General features: G+C 40.9%; 27 protein-coding genes. 4 read left to right on the top strand and 23 right to left on the bottom strand.

The window, feature by feature from the left end; genetic code table 11:
• Window positions 1-18: 18 nt before the first annotated feature.
• Window positions 19-993 carry an ABC transporter ATP-binding protein gene (locus IE056_RS15360; RefSeq protein ID WP_189605611.1) on the top strand — a complete coding sequence of 325 codons (975 nt, stop codon included), beginning with the start codon at window positions 19-21 and terminating at the stop codon, window positions 991-993.
• Window positions 994-1,008: 15 nt separating this feature from the next.
• Here IE056_RS15360 and IE056_RS15355 read toward each other — a convergent pair whose 3' ends face one another.
• The 10 genes from IE056_RS15355 to pdxA form a co-directional block, all read right to left on the bottom strand.
• Window positions 1,009-1,464: a transcription elongation factor gene (locus IE056_RS15355; protein WP_189605610.1), complete on the bottom strand. Its 456-nt coding sequence runs from the start codon at window positions 1,462-1,464 to the stop codon at window positions 1,009-1,011.
• Between the two features lie 3 nt (window positions 1,465-1,467).
• Window positions 1,468-2,136, bottom strand: coding sequence for a monofunctional biosynthetic peptidoglycan transglycosylase (mtgA, locus tag IE056_RS15350; protein WP_189605609.1), 669 nt, complete (start codon window positions 2,134-2,136; stop codon window positions 1,468-1,470).
• Between the two features lie 3 nt (window positions 2,137-2,139).
• Window positions 2,140-3,255, bottom strand: a complete 1,116-nt coding sequence (locus IE056_RS15345; protein WP_189605608.1) for an NAD(P)/FAD-dependent oxidoreductase — start codon at window positions 3,253-3,255, stop codon at window positions 2,140-2,142.
• Window positions 3,256-3,372: 117 nt separating this feature from the next.
• Window positions 3,373-3,756: a dienelactone hydrolase family protein gene (locus IE056_RS15340; RefSeq protein ID WP_189605607.1), complete on the bottom strand. Its 384-nt coding sequence runs from the start codon at window positions 3,754-3,756 to the stop codon at window positions 3,373-3,375.
• 146 nt (window positions 3,757-3,902) lie between these two features.
• Window positions 3,903-5,255 (bottom strand): acetyl-CoA carboxylase biotin carboxylase subunit, encoded by a 1,353-nt coding sequence (gene accC, locus IE056_RS15335; RefSeq protein WP_189605606.1) that lies wholly within the window; start codon window positions 5,253-5,255, stop codon window positions 3,903-3,905.
• A gap of 55 nt (window positions 5,256-5,310) precedes the next feature.
• The gene (gene accB / locus IE056_RS15330) at window positions 5,311-5,811 is read right to left on the bottom strand and encodes an acetyl-CoA carboxylase biotin carboxyl carrier protein (RefSeq protein WP_189605605.1); all 501 of its coding nucleotides are present in this window, start codon (window positions 5,809-5,811) and stop codon (window positions 5,311-5,313) included.
• Window positions 5,812-5,842: 31 nt separating this feature from the next.
• Window positions 5,843-6,838: a beta-ketoacyl-ACP synthase III gene (locus IE056_RS15325; protein ID WP_189605604.1), complete on the bottom strand. Its 996-nt coding sequence runs from the start codon at window positions 6,836-6,838 to the stop codon at window positions 5,843-5,845.
• A 169-nt stretch (window positions 6,839-7,007) separates the two neighbouring features.
• Window positions 7,008-7,205, bottom strand: a complete 198-nt coding sequence (gene rpmF, locus IE056_RS15320) for a 50S ribosomal protein L32 (protein ID WP_029033380.1) — start codon at window positions 7,203-7,205, stop codon at window positions 7,008-7,010.
• A 9-nt stretch (window positions 7,206-7,214) separates the two neighbouring features.
• Entirely contained in the window at window positions 7,215-7,751 is a 537-nt protein-coding gene (locus IE056_RS15315; protein ID WP_189605603.1) for a YceD family protein, read from the bottom strand.
• A gap of 96 nt (window positions 7,752-7,847) precedes the next feature.
• Window positions 7,848-8,903 (bottom strand): 4-hydroxythreonine-4-phosphate dehydrogenase PdxA, encoded by a 1,056-nt coding sequence (gene pdxA, locus IE056_RS15310; RefSeq protein ID WP_189605602.1) that lies wholly within the window; start codon window positions 8,901-8,903, stop codon window positions 7,848-7,850.
• Between the two features lie 61 nt (window positions 8,904-8,964).
• On the opposite strand from pdxA, the gene IE056_RS15305 reads away from it, so the two are divergent.
• Entirely contained in the window at window positions 8,965-9,555 is a 591-nt protein-coding gene (locus IE056_RS15305) for a riboflavin synthase (protein WP_189605601.1), read from the top strand.
• A gap of 11 nt (window positions 9,556-9,566) precedes the next feature.
• Here the strand turns inward: IE056_RS15305 and IE056_RS15300 are convergent, their stop codons facing one another.
• Window positions 9,567-9,839, bottom strand: a complete 273-nt coding sequence (locus IE056_RS15300; RefSeq protein WP_189605600.1) for an Fjoh_0651 family PID-CTERM protein — start codon at window positions 9,837-9,839, stop codon at window positions 9,567-9,569.
• A 323-nt stretch (window positions 9,840-10,162) separates the two neighbouring features.
• On the opposite strand from IE056_RS15300, the gene IE056_RS15295 reads away from it, so the two are divergent.
• Entirely contained in the window at window positions 10,163-11,230 is a 1,068-nt protein-coding gene (locus tag IE056_RS15295; RefSeq protein ID WP_189605599.1) for a transporter substrate-binding domain-containing protein, read from the top strand.
• 11 nt (window positions 11,231-11,241) lie between these two features.
• Here the strand turns inward: IE056_RS15295 and IE056_RS15290 are convergent, their stop codons facing one another.
• From IE056_RS15290 to IE056_RS15275, 4 genes are all read right to left on the bottom strand, one after another.
• Window positions 11,242-11,625, bottom strand: coding sequence for a ribosomal maturation YjgA family protein (locus IE056_RS15290; protein ID WP_189605598.1), 384 nt, complete (start codon window positions 11,623-11,625; stop codon window positions 11,242-11,244).
• Window positions 11,626-11,707: 82 nt separating this feature from the next.
• Window positions 11,708-12,970, bottom strand: a complete 1,263-nt coding sequence (locus IE056_RS15285; RefSeq protein ID WP_189605597.1) for a hypothetical protein — start codon at window positions 12,968-12,970, stop codon at window positions 11,708-11,710.
• Window positions 12,960-13,508: an RNA polymerase sigma factor gene (locus IE056_RS15280; protein WP_189605596.1), complete on the bottom strand. Its 549-nt coding sequence runs from the start codon at window positions 13,506-13,508 to the stop codon at window positions 12,960-12,962. Before IE056_RS15280 ends, IE056_RS15285 begins: the two co-directional genes overlap by 11 nt.
• Before the next feature lie 35 nt (window positions 13,509-13,543).
• Window positions 13,544-14,041, bottom strand: a complete 498-nt coding sequence (locus IE056_RS15275; RefSeq protein ID WP_189605595.1) for a hypothetical protein — start codon at window positions 14,039-14,041, stop codon at window positions 13,544-13,546.
• A 300-nt stretch (window positions 14,042-14,341) separates the two neighbouring features.
• Here IE056_RS15275 and IE056_RS15270 point away from each other — a divergent pair, with 300 nt between their 5' ends.
• Window positions 14,342-15,805: an aldehyde dehydrogenase family protein gene (locus tag IE056_RS15270; protein ID WP_189605594.1), complete on the top strand. Its 1,464-nt coding sequence runs from the start codon at window positions 14,342-14,344 to the stop codon at window positions 15,803-15,805.
• 169 nt (window positions 15,806-15,974) lie between these two features.
• Here the strand turns inward: IE056_RS15270 and IE056_RS15265 are convergent, their stop codons facing one another.
• The 8 genes from IE056_RS15265 to IE056_RS15230 all read right to left on the bottom strand — a co-directional run bounded on the left by IE056_RS15265 (window position 15,975) and on the right by IE056_RS15230 (window position 25,200).
• Complete coding sequence (locus tag IE056_RS15265) at window positions 15,975-17,327, bottom strand: Gfo/Idh/MocA family oxidoreductase (protein ID WP_189605593.1); 1,353 nt, start codon at window positions 17,325-17,327, stop codon at window positions 15,975-15,977.
• Window positions 17,328-17,349: 22 nt separating this feature from the next.
• On the bottom strand, window positions 17,350-18,114 hold the full coding sequence (locus IE056_RS15260) for a 3-keto-disaccharide hydrolase (RefSeq protein ID WP_189605592.1): 765 nt from the start codon (window positions 18,112-18,114) through the stop codon (window positions 17,350-17,352).
• A gap of 329 nt (window positions 18,115-18,443) precedes the next feature.
• Window positions 18,444-18,734 carry a DUF6755 family protein gene (locus IE056_RS15255; RefSeq protein WP_189605591.1) on the bottom strand — a complete coding sequence of 97 codons (291 nt, stop codon included), beginning with the start codon at window positions 18,732-18,734 and terminating at the stop codon, window positions 18,444-18,446.
• Window positions 18,735-18,736: 2 nt separating this feature from the next.
• The gene (locus IE056_RS15250) at window positions 18,737-19,258 is read right to left on the bottom strand and encodes a QcrA and Rieske domain-containing protein (RefSeq protein WP_189605590.1); all 522 of its coding nucleotides are present in this window, start codon (window positions 19,256-19,258) and stop codon (window positions 18,737-18,739) included.
• A gap of 10 nt (window positions 19,259-19,268) precedes the next feature.
• The gene (locus IE056_RS15245) at window positions 19,269-19,838 is read right to left on the bottom strand and encodes a 4Fe-4S dicluster domain-containing protein (protein WP_189605589.1); all 570 of its coding nucleotides are present in this window, start codon (window positions 19,836-19,838) and stop codon (window positions 19,269-19,271) included.
• Window positions 19,839-19,898: 60 nt separating this feature from the next.
• Window positions 19,899-22,118, bottom strand: a complete 2,220-nt coding sequence (locus IE056_RS15240) for a molybdopterin oxidoreductase family protein (protein WP_189605588.1) — start codon at window positions 22,116-22,118, stop codon at window positions 19,899-19,901.
• A gap of 23 nt (window positions 22,119-22,141) precedes the next feature.
• Entirely contained in the window at window positions 22,142-23,197 is a 1,056-nt protein-coding gene (locus IE056_RS15235; RefSeq protein ID WP_189605587.1) for an MFS transporter, read from the bottom strand.
• A 407-nt stretch (window positions 23,198-23,604) separates the two neighbouring features.
• Window positions 23,605-25,200, bottom strand: coding sequence for an MFS transporter (locus IE056_RS15230; protein ID WP_189605586.1), 1,596 nt, complete (start codon window positions 25,198-25,200; stop codon window positions 23,605-23,607).

Below are 25,200 nucleotides of genomic sequence, written 5' to 3'. Positions count from 1 at the left end.
TACTCTTAACTCCCATCAATGCTAAAGGTCAAAAAAATCTCTTTCGGATATTCCAAAAAACTCTTCATTAAGAATCTCAGTTTTAATGTACAAAAAGGAGAAAACGTTTCCATTATTGGTGCCAGCGGATGTGGAAAAAGCACGCTTTTGCAGATCATCTATGGATTGCATCACGTGAAAGGACAAATATTCTGGAATGAAAAAGAGCTTTTAGGACCAAATTTCAATATTGTCCCTGGGGAAGAATTCATAAAATACCTCACGCAGGATTTTGATTTGATGCCACCGCTAACTGTTGCAGAAAACGTGGGCAAGTTCTTATCCAACATGTATCCCCGGAAAAAGCAGCAACGTGTAAAAGAACTTCTGGAGCTGGTAGAAATGGCAGACATGGCCAAAGTCAAAGCAAAATTCCTTAGCGGCGGACAGCAACAGAGGGTTGCCCTGGCCAGAGTTTTAGCCAAGCCTCCCGAAATTTTGCTTTTAGATGAACCTTTCAGCCATATTGACCATTTCAGGAAAAACAACCTGCGCAGAAACCTGTTTTCATACCTGAAAGCACAGAATATCACCTGTCTTGTTGCTACGCACGACAGTACCGACGCTCTCTCTTTTGCCGACAAAACCCTCGCCATGAGGGCCGGGAAAATCATAGCAGAAGGTTCCCCCGAGGAACTTTACCGCAAGCCCAAAAATGTGTATGTAGCATCCCTTTTTGGAGAAGTGAATGAGCTGCCAACAAAGCAGTTTTTTCCACATGAAAGATTAGGGGAAAAAGTCATTCTATATCCTCATGAAATTGAAGTAGGCACAAGTGCAGGTGTGGAAGTACGAGTGAAAAATTCCTATTTTAAAGGTCAGCACTTTTTGATCGAAGCTGAAATCAATGGCGAAAAAATCTTTTTTGAATCTTCGGAGAAATTGCAGCCGGGAAGAATAATGAAGGTAATTGCTTCAGAAAATCTTATAAGATCCAGGCTGGGCAATAACTGAGGTTTTCAACAGAAATTAATAAATTTTTAATATTTCATTTTTTACTCCGTTGAAGGTAAAGAAATCACCCACATTTTTCCCTAACATCGCCTTGGCTACAGGTGAACCTGCTCCAATGGCGTAAAACTTCTCCCCGCCAATTTCTATCTCACCCGCAGGGATGGAAATAAAATAATTTGCTTTTGCAGTTTTTACCACACTGCCAAACTCCACTTTTTCGAAATTCTGCTTTTCTTTGATCATCGAAAGTGTCTTTGTGAGTCGGCTTAATTGTTCCAGTTGACCCGATAGTTTCTCAAATTCCAGGTGCAGCATTGCTCTACCGGTTTCGTATTTATCGCCCATGGAACATTTGGTTTCCAGCTTTAATGCCTCTTCCAGATCGGCTATTGCGGTATGGATCTTTTTTATGCGGTCTTCCACATAAATACCGGCAGCGGCTTTAAGCTTTTGTTTATTATCTAAAGTCATTCGTTATTCTAAATTTAAACGGCCAAGATTCTGCATTTGCCGTTGGATCCAGCCTTTTCTTTGCTGAATGTAACTGCTGGCAGGATTGGCATTGTATTGCCGCGGATTGGGTAAAACAGCTGCGATCGCTGCTGCTTCAGAAGATGAAAGGCTCTGTGCCGGTTTCCCGAACCAGAATTGTGCAGCAGCTTCTGCTCCATATACTCCTTTTCCCATTTCGATGCTATTCAGGTACACCTCCAGGATTCGCTCCTTGCTCCAGAACAATTCTATCAAAAAAGTGAAATACACTTCAAAACCTTTTCTCACCCAGCTGCTTTGTGGCCATAAAAATACATTTTTAGCAGTTTGCTGAGAGATTGTGCTGGCCCCACGTGCCCTGCGGCGGGTTTTATTTTCTTCTATAGCCTTTTTGATAGCTTCGTAATCAAACCCGTTGTGGTTTGGAAAATTCTGATCTTCACTCGCTACCACTGCCAGTGGCAAAGCCGGAGAAATCTCCTCCATCGGAACCCAGTCGTGCCTGATCTCTTCTTCGGGATGTTCAAAATACCGGATCGCCATCAACGGAGTAAAAGGCACCGGAACCCATTTAAATAACACTACCAGAAAAATTGTAATCACAAAAAACCATCCGATGATTTTAATTATGATCCTGAAAAATCGCTTCATAAATTACTTTATTAAATCTGCAAGTTCTTTTCCCACCAGGCTGCCAATAGCAATGCCCATCCCTGCCAGCCGCACTCCGCAGAAAATATTTTCCGATACCTGTTCAACTACCGGTTTCTTCTGGTGTCCAACACCCATAATTCCGCTCCAGCGGCGGTCTACCTCAAAATCTGCATGCGGCAGAATGGTCGTTTTCAGGAGTTCATCCAGCCTGTTCTGTATGAGAGTCGTTTCTGCCATTTCTGTGGTTTCTTCGGTTTTAATATCCAGATTTCTTCCACCTCCCAGTAAGATGCGGTCATCAATATTCCGGAAATAGTAAAACCCTTTATCTAAATGAAAGGTTCCTTTGATCTTAAGATCGGCGATTGGTTTGGTGATCAAAATCTGCGCCCTTGCCGGCTTTACTTCAGTTATTCCAAATCTTGAAGCGAATCCGTTGGTGGCAATCAGTAATTTTTTTGTCAAAAACTCTAATTGATCGGTTTTTACTTTTACAGCTCCGCTAGCTTCCTCCACTTCCTCTACTGTTACATTATTAAGGATCTTCACCCCCACCGCATGAACTTTATGAAGCAGGGCTGCCATCATTTTTCCGGTGTGGATCTGGCCCTCGTATTTACTGTAGATCAGTTTTTCCTGAATATTTTCAAACCTGAATGTATTATCTTTTATACTGAAAATATCCTCTCCAAAAAGAGGTTTCAGCAATTGATTTACCTTTTTGAGGTTTGCACGACAGTGATCATATAGCTCTTTATCTTCGGAAGTAAATAATTCATATCCCCCGTGGGATTCATAGCCAATGATCGCATCTCCCAGGTTCTTCCGAAGCAATTCCAGGCCACTGACTCTCTTTTTGATCAGCTGGAGCACTTCTTCTTCAGGATGATGTTTTAGATCCTCCAGGATCTCCGAAATGCTTCCGAAGCAGGCAAATCCGGCATTTTTCGTGCTGGCACCATTAGGAAGCAATCCTCGTTCAAGGATCAAAATATTGGCATTCGGGAACCGTCTTTTTAACTGAAGTGCGCAATTAAGACCTGTGATACCACTACCAACGATAGTATAGTCAATGTTGGAAAACCAGGTTTGTTGTTCCCAATAGGAGAAGTTCATTTAATAATTAATTTTTAAATCTCAGGGATTTGAAAACCTGTGAGGTTTGTGTCAAGACCTGCGATTCTAGGAAAGGAATCAATTTACTGATTTATTATTAACAACAGAAAACTATTCTTAATTACCAGTAACTTCCAATATCCAGCTTTTGACATCTTCCAGAACTTCAGGGGAAAATGTCTGTTTGATTTCCGAATATTCATTGGGCAAACCATTTTTACTTTCCTGGAACAGATGGTTAAAATTGTCATACTCCTTGATTGTCACATTTTTGTTCCCGGCTTTTTTAAGGCTATTTTCTATGGTTAGTAAATTTATGCTTGAAATTACCTGAACATCATTTTTGCCATTTATTGCCAAAACGGGAATTTTTACTTTTGCCAAAGCAACGGCTGGGTCATTTTTCAACAAACCAACCATCCAGACACCCGTAAATTGTTTGCTTAGTTGTGCAATCTCTTCTTCCTGAAGCGGGAAATTTCCCTTTTTACTATTATCCATTAAAAATAGGAATAATAATAAGAATTTAAAATCTGCTGCTGTTAATCTTAAATATATCAAACAAAAACCTCACAGGTTAAAAATCTGTGAGGTCTATAGAGTTATTTAATATAAAAGAAGCCCCGGAAATTCCGGGGCTTTGATTGTTATTCTTCTATTACAGGTTTCATTTTGAATGTTTCCATGAATTTTGTGGTGTAATTACCCGCCACATAATCTGGCTCATCCATTAACTGGCGATGGAAAGGAATGGTTGTTTTCACCCCTTCTATCACGAACTCATCCAGTGCTCTTTTCATCTTGTTGATCGCCTCTTCCCTGGTTTGGGCAGTGGTGATCAATTTGGCGATCATGGAATCGTAGTTTGGCGGAATTATATATCCACTATAAACGTGAGTATCTATTCTCACCCCATGTCCACCCGGCGCATGCAAATTAGTAATTTTTCCCGGCGAAGGCCTGAAGTTGTTATAAGGATCTTCGGCATTGATACGGCACTCAATGGAATGCAATTGCGGGAAATAATTTTTTCCTGAAATAGGAATTCCGGCGGCTACAAGAATCTGCTCCCTGATTAGGTCATAGTCAATTACCTGTTCGGTAATTGGGTGCTCCACCTGGATTCGGGTGTTCATCTCCATAAAGTAAAAATTCCGGTGTTTATCCACCAAAAATTCTACCGTACCGGCTCCTTCGTATTTAATATATTCAGCAGCCTTTACTGCAGCTTCTCCCATTTGCTTCCGAAGTTTATCGGTCATGAATGGAGAAGGTGTCTCTTCGGTTAATTTCTGGTGACGACGTTGTACAGAACAATCCCTTTCAGATAAATGACAGGCTTTTCCGGAGCTGTCTCCAACAATCTGAATTTCGATATGCCTTGGCTCTTCGATAAGCTTTTCCATGTACATACCGTCATTTCCAAAAGATGCTGCTGCTTCCTGGCGGGCAGAATCCCAGGCGGCACGAAGATCTTCTTTCTTCCAAACGGCACGCATTCCTTTTCCACCACCTCCGGCAGTAGCCTTAAGCATCACCGGAAACCCCATGTCCACAGCAATTCTTTCTGCATCTTCATAAGAAGGAAGAATTCCTTCAGATCCGGGTACGCAAGGAACACCGGCAGCACGCATGGTAGCTTTAGCTGTCGCCTTATCCCCCATTTTATCAATCATATCGGGGCTGGCACCAATAAATTTTATATTATGTTCGGCACAGATCTTTGAAAATTTAGCATTTTCAGATAAGAATCCGTATCCTGGATGAATCGCATCGGCATTGGTAATCTCCGCCGCAGCAATGATGTTTGAAATTTTAAGGTAAGACAAATTACTTGGGGCAGGTCCTATACACACAGCTTCATCTGCGAACCTTACGTGCAGACTTTCGGCATCAACAGTAGAGTAAACAGCCACTGTTTTAATCCCCATCTCCTTACACGTGCGGATAACACGCAGGGCAATTTCTCCCCTGTTGGCAATTAATATTTTTTTAAACATACCTTTATTTTTTATGCAGACGGGTTGACAACCTCATCTGGCGATGGTATTATTTTTAAGATGGATCTACTAAAAATAACGGCTGATCAAATTCTACAGGAGAAGAATCGTCTACCAATACTTTTACTATTTTTCCTGAAACTTCACTCTCTATCTCATTGAAAAGTTTCATTGCTTCGATCACACAAAGAACATCTCCTTCTTTAATAGAAGTTCCTACTTCTACAAACGGACCTTTATCTGGTGATGGTTTACGATAAAAAGTTCCGATGATAGGAGATTTTACAGTGATGTATTTAGAATCATCCTGAGCAGCTGAATCTTTTTCACCAGAAGATGGAGCTTCAGTCTGAGGTGCTTGTGAGGCGGGCTGTTGCTGCATTTGTGGTTGCTGTTGCATTCCTCCCATTGGTACCTGTTGTACAATGGTAGTTTCCCGGTTCTCGTCAGATCCTGTTTTGATGGTGATTTTGATATCATCCATCTCCAGTTTGACCTCACTGGCCCCAGATTTTGCTACGAATTTGATTAAATTCTGAATTTCTTTTAAATCCATAATATTGAATTAAAGTGTTGGGTTTTTTGTTTTAAGAATTGTATGCCCATTTCAAATAGATAGATCCCCAGGTGAAACCTCCTCCAAATGAAGCAAAAATTAAGTTATCTCCTTTTTTCAGTTGCTTTTCAAAATCACTCAATAACAACGGAAGTGTTGCTGAAGTGGTATTTCCGTATCGCTGAATATTCTTAAGAACTTTTGAGTCGTCAAGTTTCATTCTATTTGCTGTGGCATCAATGATACGCATATTTGCCTGATGCGGCACTAACCAGTCAACATCTTCGTTGGTAAGGGAATTGCGCTCCATGATCTCGGCACTAATGTCTGCCATGTTCGAAACAGCAAATTTGAATACTGTCTTTCCATCCTGGTGTACAAAATGCTTTCTATCGGCTACTGTTTGAGCTGAAGCTGGTAAAATAGAGCCACCGGCATCAATTTTCAGGAATTCTCTTCCCTGGCCATCACTTCTTAGCATTTCATCCTGCAGCCCAAATCCTTCATGATTTGGTTCAAAGAGAGCTGCTCCCGCACCGTCTCCAAAAATTATACAGGTAGTACGATCTGTATAGTCAATAATTGACGACATTTTATCTGCGCCAATGACGAGCACCTTTTTATACCTGCCAGATTCTATATAAGCAGCCGCAGTAGACATTCCATATAAAAATCCTGAACATGCTGCCTGTAGATCATACGCAAAGGCATTGGTTGCCCCAATTTCTGTTGCTACATAAACTGCTGTTGAAGCGACAGGAAGATCGGGTGTTGCAGTAGCAACGACCACCAGGTCTATCTCTTTAGGGTCCAGACCAGATTTAGCTATAAGATCTTTTGCGGCATTTATGGCGAGGTAAGAAGTTCCTTTATCGGGATCTTTTAATAGTCGGCGCTCCTTAATTCCGGTTCTAGAAGTAATCCATTCATCATTAGTATCAACCATCGTTTCCAAAACCTTATTGGACAACACAAAGTCGGGTACATATGCGCCTACAGCGGTGATTGCTGCCGTGATTTTACTCATAAAAATGATTTTATGCCCGGTACAAAAAATTAAACATACCTGTATATCAGGAATGTACTAAATGTTCTTTATACAGCGGTGCAAATTAAGGTGTTTTTAGCACTTTTTCAACTTAAAACAAAAAACTCTCACAATGTGAGAGTTTGTCTAAATTTCAAAGCTCTGAAAATTAAGCCTCTACTTCTTCAGTATTATCAATTAAAACCTGCCCACGGTAATATAATTTACCTTCATGCCAGTGAGCTCTGTGATACAAATGTGCTTCTCCTGTTGTAGGATCTGTAGCAATTTGAGGAACAGATGCTTTATAATGTGTTCTTCTCTTATCTCTTCTCGTTTTGGAGATTTTTCTCTTAGGATGTGCCATGGCTGCGTATTATTTATCGTTTAATAAATTCTTTAATTTGTTCCATCGAGGATCAATATCCTCTTCTTCTATTACTTCTTTTTGTTTTGGACTTAACTCCTCAAGTTTTTCCAGTACTTCAGATCTTAATGACCCGTCTATAACTCCCGGGTGAACTCTTTTTGAAGGTACGGCTAAAACGATCAACTCATAAATATACTGTTGTACATTTACTTCAAATTCTCCATGCGGAAGAATTAACAGATCCTCGTTATCATCATTGTACTCCGGCCCGAACTTTACTACCAAAAATAATTCACTGTCAATTGGCTGGTCGTAAGGCTCATTGGTAAGATCACAAAAAATGTTTACCGTTCCCGATGCTTTAAATGTTAATTCCATCATGGTCGACTTCTTATCCAGGATAAGGTCGATCTTTAGGTCTGAACTATTAAATTCATCGTAATCAAAATGTTCAAAGAACTTATTGTCAATACTGTACTCAAACCCGTGCTTTCCCTGTTTCAGTCCTACAAAAGGGATTGTAAACTCCTTTAAATTCCTCATTTCATCATCAGTTTCGAGTGCCTTTCCCTTGGGATAAGGCGGGTGCAAAGATATAAAAATTAATTAATTGGGACTTCTTTATAAACAAAATTATGTTTATATCTTTTTTCCCTGCTTTTTAAGGACATCTTTGGTAAGTTCCATATACTCCATCCTGTTTCTGTAAATATCAATTGCTTTAAACACCGCCTCTTTGAATGAATGGTGATCGGCTTTGTTTTTCCCTGCTATTTCATAAGCCGTACCATGATCTGGGGAAGTACGCACTTTTTTAAGTCCGGCAGTGAAATTCACTCCGTTGCCAAAAGATAGGGTTTTAAATGGAATAAGCCCCTGGTCATGATAGGCCGCGACAACGGCATCAAAATTTTTATAATTTCCGGAGCCAAAAAAGCTATCGGCAGAATAAGGTCCAAAAACCATCTTTCCGTTGTTTCTGATATTTTCAAGTGTCGGTTTCAGCACTTCTTCATCTTCCTTTCCAATGACACCATTATCTCCGCTATGTGGATTAATTCCTAAAACTGCTATTTTTGGTTGCTGAACCCTGAAATCCTGCTGTAGAGTCTTATAGATTATATTTATCTTTTTTTCAATCAATTCAGGAGTAATGGCTGCAGCCACATCTTTCACCGCAACATGATCTGTAAGTAAGCCTACTTTTAATCCGGCTGCTTCAGGAGTGATCATAAACATGAGACTATCACCTTCAAGTTCTTTTGCCAGATAATCTGTATGTCCGGGAAAATTAAAATTTTCGGACTGAATATTATGTTTATTGATTGGTGCGGTCACCAGCACATCTATATGATCTTCCTTCAATGCTTTTGTCGCAGCTTCCAGAGATTTAAAAGAATATTCACCGGCTACTTTATCCTCTTCTCCGAAATTGATAGGCACTGTTTCCTTCCATACATTTACCACATTGACTTTTCCTTCAATGGCCTGGGAAGCATCTTCCACCCCCTGAAACTTGATATCAAATTTAAACCTCTTATTCAGAAAGGAAATAGTCTTTGCTGAAGCGAAAATAACAGGGGTACAGAAATCAAGCATCCTTGGATCTTCAAATGTCTTTAAGGCTATTTCACTCCCTATCCCATTAAGATCTCCAATACTGACTCCTAATTTTATTTTTTCGGCTGACTTCATAATTCGTTCCCCGTTTTTATTGTTAATTTTACAGGCAAAGGTAATTAATATAATAGTAAATATGTTCACAGGTATCATTGAAGAACTGGGGGAAATTGCAGAGCTAAAAACAACAGCCGACAACCTGAATATTAGAGTAAAGGCAAAAATGACTCCTGAATTGAAGGTGGATCAAAGTATAGCCCATAATGGTGTATGCCTAACAGTGGTTGCTATTGATAGTCCCTATTACACTGTTACCGCTATAAAAGAAACTCTGGACAAAACAAACCTTAAGGAACTGAGTACTGGAAGCATTATTAATCTTGAAAGAGGAATGAAGCTGGGAGCAAGACTGGACGGACATATTGTACAGGGGCATGTGGATCATACGGCTGTTTGTTCACATATTGAAGAACTGGAAGGAAGCACCTATTTCACCTTTTCTTATGTTGAATCTTCCGAAAATATTACCATTGAAAAGGGTTCAATTACCGTAAACGGAGTAAGTTTAACAGTAGTAAATTCAGGTAAAAATGAGTTTAGTGTAGCTATTATTCCTTACACCCTGGAACACACCACATTTAAACTGCTAAAAACAGGAGATACGGTGAATTTAGAATTTGATGTAATCGGGAAATATGTGCAGCGGTTAAAGAAACTGGGGAAATAACCAAAGGCCAATTATTTTGCCACCTCTATTCTATGGACTTTATAAGCACCTAAAAGAATTCCGGCGATCAATAAGGGAATCAGGTAATCATTGATTGGCATACATAAACCGGGAGGCACAACAGGATCTGTACCGGAATCATCGAGATCACCACAACCCTGGGTTTCATGAGACATGTAAGTACCATCTGGCGGGGGTGGATTAAATCTCTCCTGCCCAACGGAAAAAAGGGTGAAAAAGCAAAAAGCAGTAAATAAAAAAAGTGTTTCTACTCTATTCTTCATATCTTACACAAACTCCACCCTTCTATCTATCTATAACAGCCAAAAAAGGTGGCCCTGGCTAAACGCAGTCATTAATTATTTAGTACCTAATACTTTATCTAAAAAAGAATAAAGATACTGTTTGGTTTAACTTCTGTCCCAATAAAAGAAATTACTTACAAATTTACGCAAAAATTGTGTGGTATTTCTTATTATGACTTTCTTAAAAACTGATTAACCCACCAATATATCCCCTAAAGAACCCTTTTGAAAGATTTGGCAATCCTTTCGGGGCTGGAAGAAATTTTTCTTAGGTTTGACAACATTGATCCAACATTTCATAGATGAAGAAACTAATACTATTAACCCTTTCCTTTTTATGTTTATCTTCCGGAAATCTATTTCCACAGGATAGCCTGAGAAACCCACCAGGCAGGCTCCTGATTGGTATTACGCCGACACCTCCTTTTGTAAAAAAAGAAGCGGGTAATCTCTCCGGACTTAGTATTTCTTCCTGGGAACTGGTAAATGAGGAACTGGAAAGAGACTACGAATTTAAAGTCTACCCATCCTTAACAGATCTCCTGCAGGCGGTAGAAGATCACGAAGTAGATTTTAGTATAAATCCCATTACCGTGACCGATTTACGGATGAAAAAAATAGATTTTTCTCAGCCGTATTTTATTTCCTATACAGGAATCGCTCAAAAGCAGGGCTCCAAAACCTGGACATATCTAACAAATTTGTTTAGCTGGAATTTCATTTCGGCAATTCTCATTTTAATAGGAGTGATCTTTATTTTTGGCTTACTGGTATGGCTTTTTGAACGCAAAGCAAATAAAGAAGAATTTGGAGAAGGGACTCGGGGAATTTTTCAGGGTTTCTGGTGGAGTGCAGTCACAATGACTACCGTTGGATATGGAGACAAATCCCCGAAAACCCTTGGAGGCCGAATTATAGGGTTCATCTGGATGTTCATGGCTATTATCATGATCTCCAGTTTGACCGCCGGGATAGCATCTTCTTTGACCGTACAGAACATTAATGATGAAATAACTTCGATACAGGACCTAAACCGATTTGATGTGGCAACAGTCGAGCATTCGAGTGCACAGGAGTTACTGGATCAATATAATATTCAAAGTCAAAAAGTGGTGAACGAACAAGAAGGCATCCAGCGCTTGCTTAACAATGAAACTTCCCTTTTTGTTTATGACCAGCCCATTTTAAGATATGAAATAGATCGTATAAACGCCGGAGACGAACTGGAAGTAATTCAACGTAGCCTGAAGAGGGATTATTACAGCTATAGCTTTCCTAAGGGTTCTCCGTTGGTCGAAATTATAAATCCAGTGCTGGTAGGAACCTTAAAAACTATGGAATGGAATCAGTTGATCCAGGAGTATAAATAGCAATCGAAGAGTTAAAATACAGGTTTGGGATTTTTTCTGAATTTTTCAATTCCGAGAATAACAATAATGCCCAAAGAATAAGCCAGCATATCCAACCACTCAAAATGGCTTCCCAGCACGACCAGAACCAGCTTTCTATTCTCGAACCATGGCAGATCTGCAAGATTCAGTATCTGTAATACCTCTACAAGGCAGGCAAAAAGAAGCACCGAAAAAGCAGCATTTAAAACAGAAATTTTTAAAAAGCTTTTCAGGAAACTATACAGAAGGATCACTACCAGAAAATCTCCTGCGTATGGCCTTATAAACCTGTCACGAACAAACATTGCTATAAAAACTTCTATAAGTAACAGAAGAACAGTAACAAAAAAATAGTTTTTTTTAAAAGTATACATTCTTTACTTTAACTTCAGACATATTTAGCTATCTATCTATCCTTTAAGAGCTTTCTAAATTGTCCCTTTTTAAAAAAATTTATCAGAATTTAAAACTCAACCCTGAATAAATTCCGAAGAAATAAGGTTTAACTCCGGATGAATGTTCAAAAGTATTTAACTGGTATTTAAACATTGGCTCAAGATGTAGCTCAAATTCTTCAGAAATATTATAGTTAAGTCCTACACCAATGTTGGTGCTAAAACTAACATTATTGAGATTTCTTGATTTCCCAAAGATTATCCTGGACTCGGGCGTATCTATGGAATTCATGTTTTCATCCAGCACCAGGGTGCTCGCGCCACCAATAAGACTTAGTCCTACTTTTTTATTGATAAGATTGTACTCCACCTCCAGCGGGATCTCTATGAACCCCATGCTTTGGTCAAGATTACCAGATCCTGGTGAAACGAGATTTTCAGAACCATATTCAATCGCATCAGAATTTAATGCAGAAGCATAACTCATATCGGGTGTACTCCGGCTGAGTTCCACTTTACTCACTCCGGTCCGGATTTTTACTTTTTCTGAAATCTGATACGCTAAATTCACCCCATAAGCCATGGATATCTCTCCCCGGCTGTTTTTGGCAAATTGCGGATCAACAGAATTTCCACTTCCCAGGTTGTCATAATAGACTGCACCGGCAGTGGTTGAAATACTAAATCTCCTGGCAAGAGACTCTTTTTTTTCCTCCTCTTCTTCTTCTGAAAATTCCTGGTTTGCAAGACTTTCTTCCAGATCTGTTAATTCCGGCATTACAGGAACATTCCGGTCATCTTTTTCGGATTCCGCATCAGCAGTATTTTCTTCTATTATAGCGTTGTTTGGAGAATGGACAATTAGATCTTCCGCAACCATTTCTTCTCCGGTTGTATGGATAGGTGTGGCGTGCTCTTCCAGTCTCTCCTGCTTTTCGTTTGCCAGTCCAGGTGAGGTATTAAAATTTTGGGCATTCGCCCTGGAATTTGACATGAGCGTCTCCAGTAAAATTGAGGACCTCAACATGGTTTCTTCATAATACCTGGAAACAGGATTGAAATTATACGTTTTATTTTCGCGGGAAACTGAGTATGAAGGAGAATCTGAAATTATCTGGTCCTGCGAAGGTAACAGGAAAAGAGTGAACAGAATTGCCATGACTGCTGCAACTCCGGCAGCTTTGAACCACCAGGGTAATAATCGTCTTTTTCGTTCTTTTTCATCAAGAGCAGCAGAAATATTATCCCAGGAATCAATGGGAGGTGGAGTCTCCACATTATGGAGTTTTCTCCTGTAAATTTCACCTATCTTTTTATTTTCCATAGCCTTCCTCCATTTTGCTGCTTCTAAGAGCCTCGATCCTTTCTTTTAATTTTAATCGCGCTCTGGCTAAATTAGATTTAGAGGTGCCTTCAGAAATATTTAGCATTTCCGCTATTTCCTTATGGGAATAATCCTCCATGGTGTATAAATTAAAAACCATACGGTAACGTTCAGGAAGTTCCTGGACAATTTTTATCAAAAAATCAACAGAAAGCATTTCTTCATCTATCTCTACTTCGGGCTCTGCCATTTGTTCTTCATCAATGGTGAGGTACACCGCCTGTTTCTGATATTTTTTTAAGGCAGTATTGATTATAATCCGGGTCATCCAGCCTTCGAAAGATCCTTTTCCGGAGTATTGAGATATATTCTGAAATATTTTAATAAAGCCATCCTGTAGGTTGTCTTTTGCCTGCTCATAATTGCCGGAATATTTAAGGCAGAGGGTAAAAAATTTACCGGAATATTCCCGATAAATTTTTTCCTGAGCCTTTCTATCTTGCTTCCTGCACTGGGATATGAGCTTTTTCAAACTCACCGGATGGCTTTTTTAATCATAAAGCAACAGTTGTTTTACTCTTCAGTTTCTTCGTCGGTTTCGTCGTCTGTATTGTCGTCGCCTCCGTCATCATCAGGTGCGCCTACAGGAACAACGATTTCAGTATAAATATCCTTATCATCATCGTCAAGACCCTGCCATAAGAAAAAGGTATAAGGCTCATCCCTGTCAATTAAAAAGTCAAAATCATCCATTTTTTCAAGATCATCATCTTCCAGGTTACACTCTACCAAATCTGCATCTGCATTGGCTACACCCACGATATAGATCTCCCGGTATTTTTCGGCGGTTTCTCCACCTCTCTGTACGTAAATACCAGCATTTTGGTGACAGGCAGTAGGTAAAAGATAGGTAACATCAATATCATAGGTTTCTCCTTTTTCAAAATACTCCGGAAGATCCACCTCGGTTACCTTGGCAAAATAAGTAATTGACTGTGGCCCGTCATCGTCTACATCACAGCTTGTGAAAAGGAATACAAGCCCAAGCATTAAAAAAGCTAATTTTTTCATTGTTTTTATATTTAATTAAAGTTTGTACCTATATGACCCGAAACCTTTAAAAGGTTGCGTCAAAATGGAAAAAAATTTATGTGCTTCTATAGGTCGCTGGAAACCCATTTGTGTGACACAACTATTCTTAATTTAAAAAACTGATCCTCAATTAATTTCTTCTGAACCTTATTCTACCTGCACTTTTACACCTCTTCAATCTTTTTTCCACATCAGTTCTGCGTCCACAAGCTTCTGAATCTTTTTTACAAGTTCTTTAACTGCTTTCCGGCAAGTATTTTTCTACATTAAAAGAAAAAAATGGAAAAGTACAGCAATCTCAATAAACAGTTTATAAACGGAGAATGGCTCGAAGGGAATGATGATTCAGAAATTAAAAATGTCAATCCTTTTGACAATTCAGAAATCAATACTTTTAAAGGAGCAGATAAGAAAGATGTGGACAGGGCTTATAAGGCAGCGAAGGAAGCAGCCAGGGAATGGGGGAAAGAATTACCTCAAAAACGTGCTGCCATTATTCAAAAAGCCGTGGAAATCATTTCTGAAAGAAAAGAGGAAATTATAGAATGGCTTATAAAAGAGGGAGGTAGTTCAAGAGTAAAAGCAGAAGTAGAAATTCAAATCACCCAGGGCATCATGAAAGAATCTGCTTCCTTTCCCACACGTATGCACGGTTATATTTATGATTCCATTACTCAGGGAAAAGAAAGTCGTGCATATAGAAAGCCTCTAGGGGTAATTGGAATTATAAGTCCATGGAATTTTCCCATGAACCTTTCCATGCGCTCTGTTGCACCCGCACTGGCCACCGGAAATGCAGTCGTGCTTAAACCTGCATCTTCTACTCCAGTAACCGGAGCCACATTAACAGCGAAAATATTTGAAGAGGCCGGTCTTCCAAAAGGTGTTTTAAATGTAGTGGTCGGAAAAGGTTCCAGTATTGGCGATGATTTTGTGAAGCACCCGGTTCCTCACCACATTTCCTTTACAGGTTCTACTCCAGTAGGAAGAAATATTGGAAAAATTGCCGGGGAGCATCTTAAAGAAGTATCCCTTGAGCTGGGGGGAAACAATATTTTTGTGGTCATGGAAGATGCTGATATCGACCAGGCTGTTAAAGCCGCTACCTTCGGAAAATTTATGAATCAGGGGCAAATATGCATGTCAGTCAACAGGTTTGTGATTCAGGAAAGCATTGCAGACGAATTTGTAGAAAAATTTGTTGCAGCCACCAAAAAGCTGAAATATGGCAACCCTGCTGAAGATGGTGTTCTTGTGGGGCCACTTATTGATAATGACCAGGTAGAACGGATTTTAAAAGACGTAAATGATAGTGCCCGATCTGGAGCGATTGTAAGAATTGGCGGAAAAGCCAAAGGAAATGTCCTGGAGCCTACTATTATTGATAATGTCACCGATGAAATGCCGATAGCCAGAAGCGAAATTTTCGGCCCCGTTGCACCAATCCTTCGATTTTCTACTGAAGCAGATGCCCTTACAATCGCGAATTCCCAGGACTTTGGACTCACAGGTGCCGTATTCACGAAGAATGTGGAAAAAGGAGTCGCCTTCGCCCGCAAGGTCGAAACCGGAATGATCCACATTAACGATCAGCCGGTGAATGATGAACCTAATGCACCTTTTGGTGGTGAAAAAGGTTCTGGAGTGGGAAGGTTTAACGGGAAATTTGTACTGGAAGAATTCACCAGGCTACAGTGGGTAACCGTGCAACACGAACCTCGTGATTACAGTCCATTTGCTTAGAAACACCATTGAAAAATTTAAACCTCCAAAGTCTCCTTTTTACAGCAGACTTTGTAGGTTTTTTTAACTTAGTTTTTTATTCCCAGCCGATAAAAATTATTTAATATTATCCGGTAAAGAGCCCGGACCGCTGTGCTGCAGTATTAAGAATTAAAAATAATATTTCTCATCAAACCTTCGGCAGCTTCCAGCCATTCCGGTAATCTGCTTTTAGCAATTGGTTAGCTTCGTCATTCCCTATAAAGGATTTTTCCTGTTCGTTCCAGTAAATCTTTGTACCTGTTTTATAGGCTATGTTTCCCATATGCGCATTCACAGCTGCAATGCTTCCGGTTTCGATTCCGCAGTTGAGATTTGAGGCATCACCGGTCTTTATGCTATTAATAAAATTCCTGGTATGTTTATCCAGTGCGTTGCCTGTTCCCTCCTGTAACTCTACTTTTTCAAGCTTCGGGACCCATTCGCCATCCAGATTTTCCCCTTCAGGAATGACTTCCCAGCCTTGCCGGTTTACTACAAGGGTTCCATTATTTCCGATAAAAGCAATCCCCTCAGTCCTGCCGTAATTTCCTCCATCTATGCCAGTGGCATGCTCCCATAAAAGGTTGAAATCATCAAATTCATATATAGTTTGAAGAGTATCGGGAGTTTCAGAAGCATCATTGGGGTAAGCAAATTTTCCTCCGGAAGCCATTACAGATCTCGGAGCTTTTGCACCCATTGCATAAAGTGCGATGTCAATTTCATGAACTCCCCAGTCTGTCATAAGGCCTCCTGCATAATCCCAAAACCACCGGAAATTAAAGTGAAAGCGATTCTCGTTAAATGGTCTTTCAGGAGCAGGTCCCAGCCACATCTTGTAATCCACTCCCGGGGGCGGAGAACTGTTAGGTTTCACCTCCACAGGATTCATCCAACCCTGGTAAGCCCAGCATTTCACCAGCCTTATTTTGCCCAATTTCCCGGATCGAACATAATTTACAGCCTCATCATATTGTGACCCGCTTCTTTGCCACTGCCCTACCTGGACAATTTTGTTATACTTTTTTGCTGCCTCGAGCATCACGTTACATTCCTCTATACTGTTCGCCAAAGGTTTTTCAACATATACATGTTTCCCAGCCTCCAGAGCGTGCACAGCGTTAAGACAATGCCAATGATCTGGAGTACCAATAATGACGGCATCAAGATCTTTGTCTTCCAACATCTTCCTGTAGTCCTTGTACTGCCTGGGAGCCTTTCCCCTTAATTTTTTAACGCCTTCGCTGCGCTCGTCCAAAACCCGCTGATCTATGTCTGCAAGACCCACGCAATTTACTTCGGGCATTTTAAGATGACTTTGCAGGTTAGCCCAACCCATCCCCTTACATCCAATTACTCCTATGTTTATTTTCTCACTGCCAGGAATATTGAAAAAATTTGATGAATAAGGCATCGCTGAGAGGTACGCCGGCAGAGTAAGAGCTGCTGCGGCAACAGAGGTTTTCTTTAAAAAATCCCGCCTGGTGTTTTTGTTTTTCATAATAAGAGCGAATTAACTTCAGTTATTTTAATTCTCTTAACCAGATATTTCTGAAGCTTACAGGGTTTCCATGATCCTGCAAGACAATGGAAAGCTCTTCCGGGTGAGCTTCATAATTTGGTATTCCGGTATAAACGGTTGGTCCTTTTAATTCAAAGTTGTTCTGAACCACCACTCCGTTGTGGAATACGGTAATCTTCGCCGGACTAATCAGCATTCCTTCTTCGTTGAATCTGGGTGCTCTAAAAAGAATATCGTACACGTTCCATTCTCCCGGAGGTCTCGTAACATTGACCAGAGGAGGAGATTGCTTGTAAATACTTCCTGCCTGGCCATTGGTGTAGGTATCGTTTTGATAAGAATCCAGCACCTGTACTTCGTACTGCTCCATCAGAAAGACTCCGCTGTTACCACGTCCCTGGCCTTCACCCTTTACCTCTTCAGGCGATCTCCATTCGATGTGTAACTGCACATCTCCAAATTTCTGACGGGTTTTAATATCTCCCGAACCGGGATTTACAGTCATTGCATCTCCTGATACGATCCAGTTCGTTTCAGAACCGTCAGCGGCGCTCTGCCATTCTTCCTGCCCCGATCCATCGAAGAGCACTACCGCATCAGCTGGTGGTGAACCTGCATCGGTTCCCGCCATCACCACCTCGGGGATAGGTTTATAAAATTCTGTTGCTTCCGGAGGAAGATTTGAAGTGTCCTGAGCTGTTGAAATTTGAGGGATAAGTGCAATTAAAAATAAGATAGATGCTCTAAAAGCTTTAGTTTTATTCATAATCCTGTAGATTTTTAACATTATAATATAAACTTAGGGAATAAAACAAAATTTATGGCTATCTGGAGAGATTTTTAGTTGGCCAGGCGGAGGAATTAAACCTCATTCCTGTCATGAAAGATGGGTCCATTACTTTCTCGAAAGAAAAGAGGCTGTCTAAAAAGCACTTTTAACGTCAAACTGAAATAAATTCAGAAAGACGATTTTAAAGCTTTTTAGACAGCGTTGTCAAAATATTTCCATACAGATCATTTCAAAAACTGAAGCAAGATCATTTATTATGAACCTTCACCAGTAGAAATTAAATTTGAATATAACGATTTCCAATATTAAGGATTCCTGCTGGGGCTGACCTTCGGTTTTTCTTTTCTGGCAGGTTTCTTTCTAAGCGGTTCGGGCAGATATCTGAGTACCCAGATAGATGCTACGGCCATTAATGCTGAACCTACAAAGGTGGTCAAAGCAAAGTAGAAATTCCCTTCCAGGGCATTATTCAGCGCACCAAACAAAAACCAGATCTGGATGCTCACAAACAGGATCTGCAGGATAATTATACCTGTCATGATCGTGTTGGTTTTATTAGGGTGGGCTTCGTTTTGTGATTTTCTGAAGTTACTCATCTCTATACATTTTCATTTGCTTCCTGTTCTTCACGAACATACACTTTTCCATCTCTTACTGCCACATCCAGCTGAGGCAGAGGTCTTGGTGGAGGTCCCTGAAGCACTTCTCCGGTATCGGCACTAAACCATCCATTATGACAGGGACATTGTATCTGGTTTACATCTTTCTGATACCTTACTGCACAGGTCAAATGTGTACATTTTTGCTCAAAAGCCCGCCATTCGTTTTCCTCAAGGTGAATAAGAATATACGGAATATGCTTACCCCCCTGAATCTCAAACTGGAACATTTCCCCCACAGGAACCTCCTCTGCATTTACTATAAAATGCTCCCCCTCCAGGGGTTTATCGGGAAAGGCCATTGCCCTTATCACAATAAAGCCGTTGCTCAAGGCAAAAGCCCCTGACAATAAGCCGAGGAATTTCGCGAATTCACGCCGACTTACATGTGTCCCCCGTTTCATTTCAATAGGAAAGTCACTCTTCCAGCTAGGTTCTTTTTCAGGATCTTCTTTTGACATGTCTTAAAAATTATGGGATAATTAACTGATGTGTGCCTTTCGGCATCATGATATTTACTTTGGTATTTACTTCCTGCTGGCCAAACATGAAAGAATTGACCGGCTCACTATCTGGCCTCATTCTTTCAATTTCTTCCCTCGTTCCGAAGTACAGAGCCTGACTGGGACATACCGTGGCGCACATAGGTTTCTTTCCAGCGCTGGTCCTGTCGTAGCACATGTTACACTTCATCATCAATTCTGCTTCTTCCATTTTCTTCGGAACTCCAAAAGGACAGGCCAGTACACAATTGGAACAGCCTATACATCTTGAAGTATTGGCGCTGTGTACTACTCCAAATTCATCCTGGTGGATCGCATCTGCCGGGCATACATTGGCACAGGTAGGATCTTCACAGTGCATACACACCTGTACCGTCGTTTGGGGACTTTTGGCCCTGTCTACGTAGTTCACGTGAATCATACTTTCCTGCCCGTTCGTTTCGCATTCAGCACAGGCCATTTCACAGGCATGACAACCAATACAACGTTGCATGTCTACGAAAAAAGCCATTTCCTGATCATAATTTGTTTCCGGCATAATTGTTTATTTTGAGGTTAAATGTTTGAACTTCTTTTTTACTGTCTTTCTGTTATTTAATTATAATGAACTTTGATAAGCTGTTTCTGTAAGATGCTGCGATCCTTTCTTTCCTGTTTTTTCCAATTGGCACGCACATACCTTGAACTCCGGAATTTTGGAAACAGGATCAAGGCTATCAATGGTCAGCTGGTTTGCAGAATGTTTACCTCCCCAGTGGTAAGGGATGAAAACCGTGTCTTCCCGAATGGTTTCTACCACATGTGCAGGGAATTCGGCTTCGCCACGTCGGGTTTTTACTTTGATCAAATCATGATTTTCAATACCATACTGAAAAGCAAGTTTTGGATGAATTTCCAGAAGAGGTTCCGGATATTGATCCAGTAATTTCCCGATCCTTCGGGTGGAAGTTCCACTTAAATATTGCGACACCACTCTTCCTGTGGTAAGTACCACAGGATATTCTTTGTTTGGCATTTCGGAAGCAGGACGGTAGCTCACAGGGTTAAAATGTGCTTTTCCGTCGGGAGTTTCGAATTTTTTATCTTCCCATAGCCTTGGGGTTCCGGGGTGATCCAGCGTTTTACAAGGCCAGAAAATCCCCATGTTGTCCACCACTTTTTGATAGGTAATTCCGTAGTAATCTGCAGTACCTCCTTTGGAAGCCACTCTTAATTCATTGAAAATATCTTCACTCGTGGGGAAAGCAAATTTTTCCTTTTCCCCCAGCCTGTCGGCCAGTTCCATTAAAATTTGTCCATCCCTTCTGGTATTTCCGGGAGGAGTAATTGCCTCGTTAATTTTAACTACTCTTCCTTCTGCAGTGGTAACCGTTCCTTCTTCCTCTTCGTGAAGCGAACCTGCCATCACAATATCTGCATGCCTTGCTGTTTCACTCAGGAAAGTGTCGATACAAATGTAAAATTCCAGCTTCTCCAGGGCTTCCCGCACAAAATTATTGTTAGGTAAAGAGACCAGCGGATTAAAACAAATGGAGATCATTCCCTTTATCTCCCCCCGGTGGATTGCTTCAATCTGCTCATAAGCCGATAATCCTTTGCCCGGCATATCTTTTTCATCAATCCCCCAAACTTCAGAAATATATTTACGATGTTCAGGATTAGTGATGTCACGGTTTCCGGGGAGTTGATCACATTTATGGCCGTGCTCTCTTCCTCCCTGACCGTTACCCTGTCCGGTGATGGTTCCGTAGCCACAGTACGGTCTTCCTATCCTACCTGAAGCAAGCACAATGTTTATACAGCTCAATACATTCTCCACACCTTTGGTATGGTGTTCAATTCCGCGGGCGTGCAGCAGAAAGCTAGTATTGGCTTTCCCCCACATTTCGGCAGCCTGGTAAATGAGTTCTTTTGAAATTCCGGTATTTTCTTCGGCCCAGTCCAGGTCATAATCCTTCACGGCATCAATAGTTTCCTGGAATCCGGAAGTATAATTATCAATAAAATCATGGTCCAGCCAGTCATTGTCCACCATGATCTTCAGCATAGCTCCAAAGAGAGCAGAATCCCCTCCCGGACGGATTGGTAAATGAAGATCGGCAGTACGTGCCAGCGGAATCATTCGTGGATCTACCACAATTAATTTTGCTCCGTTATCCCTCGCCTGCCAGATGTAGTGGGTAAGGGTTGGAAAAGTTTCGCTAATATTTGCTCCGGCAACCAAAATAACCTCCGCGTGTTTAAGATCTGCCCAGCTGTTGGAAGTCCGGTCCAATCCAAAGGCCTTCTTGTTTCCACCTCCGGCACTCACCATACAAAGTCTTCCGTTGTAATCCAGGTTGGCTGTTTTTAGAGCAACACGGGCAAATTTCCCGATCATATAGCTCTTTTCATTGGTGAGCGATACTCCCGATAGCATTGCAAAAGCATCTTTCCCATAGGTATCCTGAATCCGTTTTATTTCACTCACGGTTTTGCTCATTGCATGCTCCCAGTCTGTTGTTTCAAAACCTTTACCCTCTACTCTTTTCAGTGGGCTAAGAATCCTGTCCGGGTGGTTGTTCTGCATATAACGCATTACCCCTTTAGGACAAAGTCGTCCTTCATTAAAAGGAAATTCCTCCCAGGGTTCGAATCCGGCTATTTTATTGTCTTTTACTTTTAGTTTGATACCGCACTGCATTCCGCAGTAGCAACAGTGTGTTTTCACCAGCTTATCGGGTTCGGAGTTTCCATGAAAACCAGTTTGTGGTGCATAGGCTTTATGGGGACCAAAATCATCTATTATTTTATCGACTGAAACTGGTAGTTTTGCCATTATTTTTTCTTTTATATATTTTTTTAACCAAAGAATTTTCCTTGTTTCTGGCGGGCCTGTAAGTGAGCCATTGCCAGGGCAGAGCGTTTCCCTTCCGGACTTAGATCCAAATGGTTTCTACCATTTGTTTTGCTGTAATCAAATCCCAATTCATTTGTTACTTTCTTAAGATCTTCAATATGAGTCTGGGTAGCGAATTCATCTTTAGTATGTGGACATACTGCCATTCCTCTGCGGCGGCCTTCTGTCTTGTAAAGATTAGCCCCCAGTTGTGCAAGACGTTGATAGATGTGGAAAAATTTTCCGAAAGGTAACCACACCAGGAATAAGATCACAGTAATGGCATGTGTCACCGCCATAAATTGGTAGGTTTTACCTTCCAGAAAGGTATAATCATAAGAAATTCCGAGCCCGGTAACAGAAATTGCGATAAGCAGGATCAAAGGCAGCCAGTCATTTTCAAAAGACTGGGTTGCGATCAATCCCCCATCGGTAAATCTACGCTGCATCATCAATACCGCACCGATTGTTACCAGAACAGAACTCCATACCAGCCCGTGAAATGCAATAAATGCCAGTGGCGACCCCAGGCTGAAGGATCCTGCTTCAAATCCAAATAATAAAGCGTAATAGGTAGTATCATCGCCGGGTTTTAATACAAAGTGTATCCAGCCAAAGGTTAAGGGAACGGTAATGGCAAAAGCGAGTAAACAACCTGTTGCCAGCAGGAAATGCCCTATCCATCTCCTTCTGCTGCGGAAAGCTATAAATCGTTGAAATAAAATGTTACGGAAAAATAATTTTATGGATCTCCACAAATATGGAAAAAAGAACTTACTGAAGAGGAATTGCATACTACGGCGCCAGTAAAGCTTCGTTGGCGGGCGCTGAATCCAGACAGAATATCTATAGGCAATCCCGAAAATAGCGAAGACCGTTCCGATAAGATATGCTATCAAAGCCGGATCAAAATTCTGAAGATTTCTTGAACCTATCAGCACCAAAATAACTGTAAGAACAGCTGCAATCGTTGCTTTAATTAATGCCAGCCGGTTTAAAGTTTTGAAGAGTCTGTACATAGCTAATGCAGGCTTTAAAAAGTTAAAAAAATCTGGTGGATCATAAATATAAGAATTTAATACTGAGAGGTTTTGCTATTCCTTAATTTAAACTGATTATAAATATGATTTTTAACAGTTTTCTGATTATTCAGTGTAAAAAACAGAATATGCTTGCCAAAGCAATTTCTGTTCCTACGGGACAAAAATGCCTAAACGTGACAGGAAGAAATATGATCATTATCATATTTTCCCAACCGGCTTTTTCCGGAGAAGATTAAAAAGGTAAAATTATTGAAGTAGGAGCCGTAGCCCGGACATAAATGCAAGAGGGAGCTGGTTAAAAGAGAACATTTTCCGGAACAAAAAACCCCTCTCCACCAGAAACAGGCAGAAAGGGATTTCTGTTTAAGTATATTTAAATTCGATCAGCAATCAATTCCTGAACCGGAACGATCATAATACCACCAGTTAAGTCCTAAACAGATTACATAATAAATTCCGAAGCCATACAAAGCATATTCTGGAGTTCCCATCTGGATCTGTTCCCCAAATACCTGCGGAATAATAAAGGCTCCATAAGCCGCAATCGCTGAGGTCCAGCCCAGGACCGGCCCTGCTTTTTCCTTGCTAAAAATATATGGAATACTCCTGAAGGTGGATCCATTTCCAATTCCTGTTGTAACAAATAATACCATAAAACAGGCAAAGAACGGCCACCAGTAAGCTTCGGGAGTAGCACTTTCCCTGGCCTGGACCACAAAGTACGCCACAGCCAAAGTAGCAATCACAGTCACTACAGTACTATAAGTGGTCACTCTGGAACCACTATTCATTTTATCTGAAAGCCAGCCTCCCACAGGCCGCACTAATGCTCCAAGCATGGGTCCTATAAAAACCCAGGTAAGAAAATCAGGCGCATTGGGGTTTGTGTATTGAGGATTAGCAGGATCTGTATAAACGAATATATCCTGACAAAGTTTCGGAAATGCCGCTGAAAATCCAATAAAAGAACCAAAGGTCATCGTATAAATGATGGTCATGATCCAGTTGTGTTTATCCGAAAGAATAGAAAACTGTTTGTCCAGGCTTTGTTTAATATCTTTCGGACTCAGGTATTTCATTAAAAGCAGTGTAAGTATCACCACCACTGGCAATACGATCCACATATTAATCTCCAGTCCCACCAGTAAATAAGAACCAAGAGCGGCAGATAAAAGGCCAATCCCTACCATAAAAAGTGTTTTGGCAATTCCCTGCACAGTACCCGGCAGCTTAGGTGTTCCTGTTACCACATTGTTCATCCCAAAATAAGCCGCAACTGCTGCAAAAACAATAGGTATCCATATCCAGCCCGCATTCTGTAATCCTGCGAGAGGTTGATTTTCTATCACTTCACCTTCGGCACCAACAGCCGAAAAAAGAAAAATACCAATTACAAACGGAATCATTTTCTGCATGATCCCGACCCCAAGATTTCCAATCCCGGCATTCAGGCCTAGAGACGTTCCCTGCATTCTCTTCGGAAAAAAATAACTGATGTTACTCATAGAAGAGGCAAAATTCCCACCTCCAAAACCCGATAAAAGAGCGAGTACCGCAAAAGTGATATATGGCGTATTTTGATCTGCCAGGGCAAATCCAACCCCAAAAGCCGGAATCAATAAAAGCGCCGTGGTTGTAAACACCACGTTTCTGCCTCCGCCCAGTGCTATAAGAAAGGAATTCGGAATTCTTAAAGTGGCACCGGCAAGTCCGGCAATGGCAGGTAATGTATAATATAAGTTATTGATGACCACCAGTTGTTCTTTCACCATTTCTTCAGACATTCCGGGGGTAATCATTCCGAAATGAAAGTTGAATTCCTTCATTTTGGTGGTGATAATACTCCACATCATCCAAACTGCAAAAGAAAGCAGGAGAGCAGGAATAGAGAGCCATAAGTTTCTGTAGGCTATTTTCTTACCTTTCTGTTCCCAAAAAACCGGATCTTCAACATTCCATTCTTCTAAGTTGGTCTTCAT

It is taken from the genome of Salinimicrobium marinum, assembly GCF_014651535.1.
GTDB classification, from domain to species: Bacteria; Bacteroidota; Bacteroidia; order Flavobacteriales; family Flavobacteriaceae; genus Salinimicrobium; species Salinimicrobium marinum.
This window is presented reverse-complemented; position numbering and strand designations above follow the sequence as displayed.

Coding starts and splice junctions, on each gene's coding strand:
- IE056_RS15240 (WP_189605588.1), bottom strand. CDS start 22,118: ATGGCAAAACTACCAGTTTCAGTCGATAAAATAATAGATGATTTTGGT.
- IE056_RS15275 (WP_189605595.1), bottom strand. CDS start 14,041: ATGAAAAAATTAGCTTTTTTAATGCTTGGGCTTGTATTCCTTTTCACA.
- IE056_RS15255 (WP_189605591.1), bottom strand. CDS start 18,734: ATGAGTAACTTCAGAAAATCACAAAACGAAGCCCACCCTAATAAAACC.
- IE056_RS15340 (WP_189605607.1), bottom strand. CDS start 3,756: ATGGATAATAGTAAAAAGGGAAATTTCCCGCTTCAGGAAGAAGAGATT.
- IE056_RS15315 (WP_189605603.1), bottom strand. CDS start 7,751: ATGAGGAATTTAAAGGAGTTTACAATCCCTTTTGTAGGACTGAAACAG.
- IE056_RS15295 (WP_189605599.1), top strand. CDS start 10,163: ATGAAGAAACTAATACTATTAACCCTTTCCTTTTTATGTTTATCTTCC.
- IE056_RS15250 (WP_189605590.1), bottom strand. CDS start 19,258: ATGTCAAAAGAAGATCCTGAAAAAGAACCTAGCTGGAAGAGTGACTTT.
- pdxA (WP_189605602.1), bottom strand. CDS start 8,903: ATGAAGTCAGCCGAAAAAATAAAATTAGGAGTCAGTATTGGAGATCTT.
- IE056_RS15265 (WP_189605593.1), bottom strand. CDS start 17,327: ATGAAAAACAAAAACACCAGGCGGGATTTTTTAAAGAAAACCTCTGTT.
- IE056_RS15300 (WP_189605600.1), bottom strand. CDS start 9,839: ATGAAGAATAGAGTAGAAACACTTTTTTTATTTACTGCTTTTTGCTTT.
- rpmF (WP_029033380.1), bottom strand. CDS start 7,205: ATGGCACATCCTAAGAGAAAAATCTCCAAAACGAGAAGAGATAAGAGA.
- IE056_RS15260 (WP_189605592.1), bottom strand. CDS start 18,114: ATGAATAAAACTAAAGCTTTTAGAGCATCTATCTTATTTTTAATTGCA.
- IE056_RS15230 (WP_189605586.1), bottom strand. CDS start 25,200: ATGAAGACCAACTTAGAAGAATGGAATGTTGAAGATCCGGTTTTTTGG.
- IE056_RS15285 (WP_189605597.1), bottom strand. CDS start 12,970: ATGGAAAATAAAAAGATAGGTGAAATTTACAGGAGAAAACTCCATAAT.
- IE056_RS15235 (WP_189605587.1), bottom strand. CDS start 23,197: ATGTACAGACTCTTCAAAACTTTAAACCGGCTGGCATTAATTAAAGCA.
- IE056_RS15345 (WP_189605608.1), bottom strand. CDS start 3,255: ATGAACTTCTCCTATTGGGAACAACAAACCTGGTTTTCCAACATTGAC.
- IE056_RS15360 (WP_189605611.1), top strand. CDS start 19: ATGCTAAAGGTCAAAAAAATCTCTTTCGGATATTCCAAAAAACTCTTC.
- IE056_RS15245 (WP_189605589.1), bottom strand. CDS start 19,838: ATGCCGGAAACAAATTATGATCAGGAAATGGCTTTTTTCGTAGACATG.
- IE056_RS15270 (WP_189605594.1), top strand. CDS start 14,342: ATGGAAAAGTACAGCAATCTCAATAAACAGTTTATAAACGGAGAATGG.
- IE056_RS15355 (WP_189605610.1), bottom strand. CDS start 1,464: ATGACTTTAGATAATAAACAAAAGCTTAAAGCCGCTGCCGGTATTTAT.
- accC (WP_189605606.1), bottom strand. CDS start 5,255: ATGTTTAAAAAAATATTAATTGCCAACAGGGGAGAAATTGCCCTGCGT.
- accB (WP_189605605.1), bottom strand. CDS start 5,811: ATGGATTTAAAAGAAATTCAGAATTTAATCAAATTCGTAGCAAAATCT.
- IE056_RS15325 (WP_189605604.1), bottom strand. CDS start 6,838: ATGAGTAAAATCACGGCAGCAATCACCGCTGTAGGCGCATATGTACCC.
- IE056_RS15305 (WP_189605601.1), top strand. CDS start 8,965: ATGTTCACAGGTATCATTGAAGAACTGGGGGAAATTGCAGAGCTAAAA.
- IE056_RS15290 (WP_189605598.1), bottom strand. CDS start 11,625: ATGTATACTTTTAAAAAAAACTATTTTTTTGTTACTGTTCTTCTGTTA.
- mtgA (WP_189605609.1), bottom strand. CDS start 2,136: ATGAAGCGATTTTTCAGGATCATAATTAAAATCATCGGATGGTTTTTT.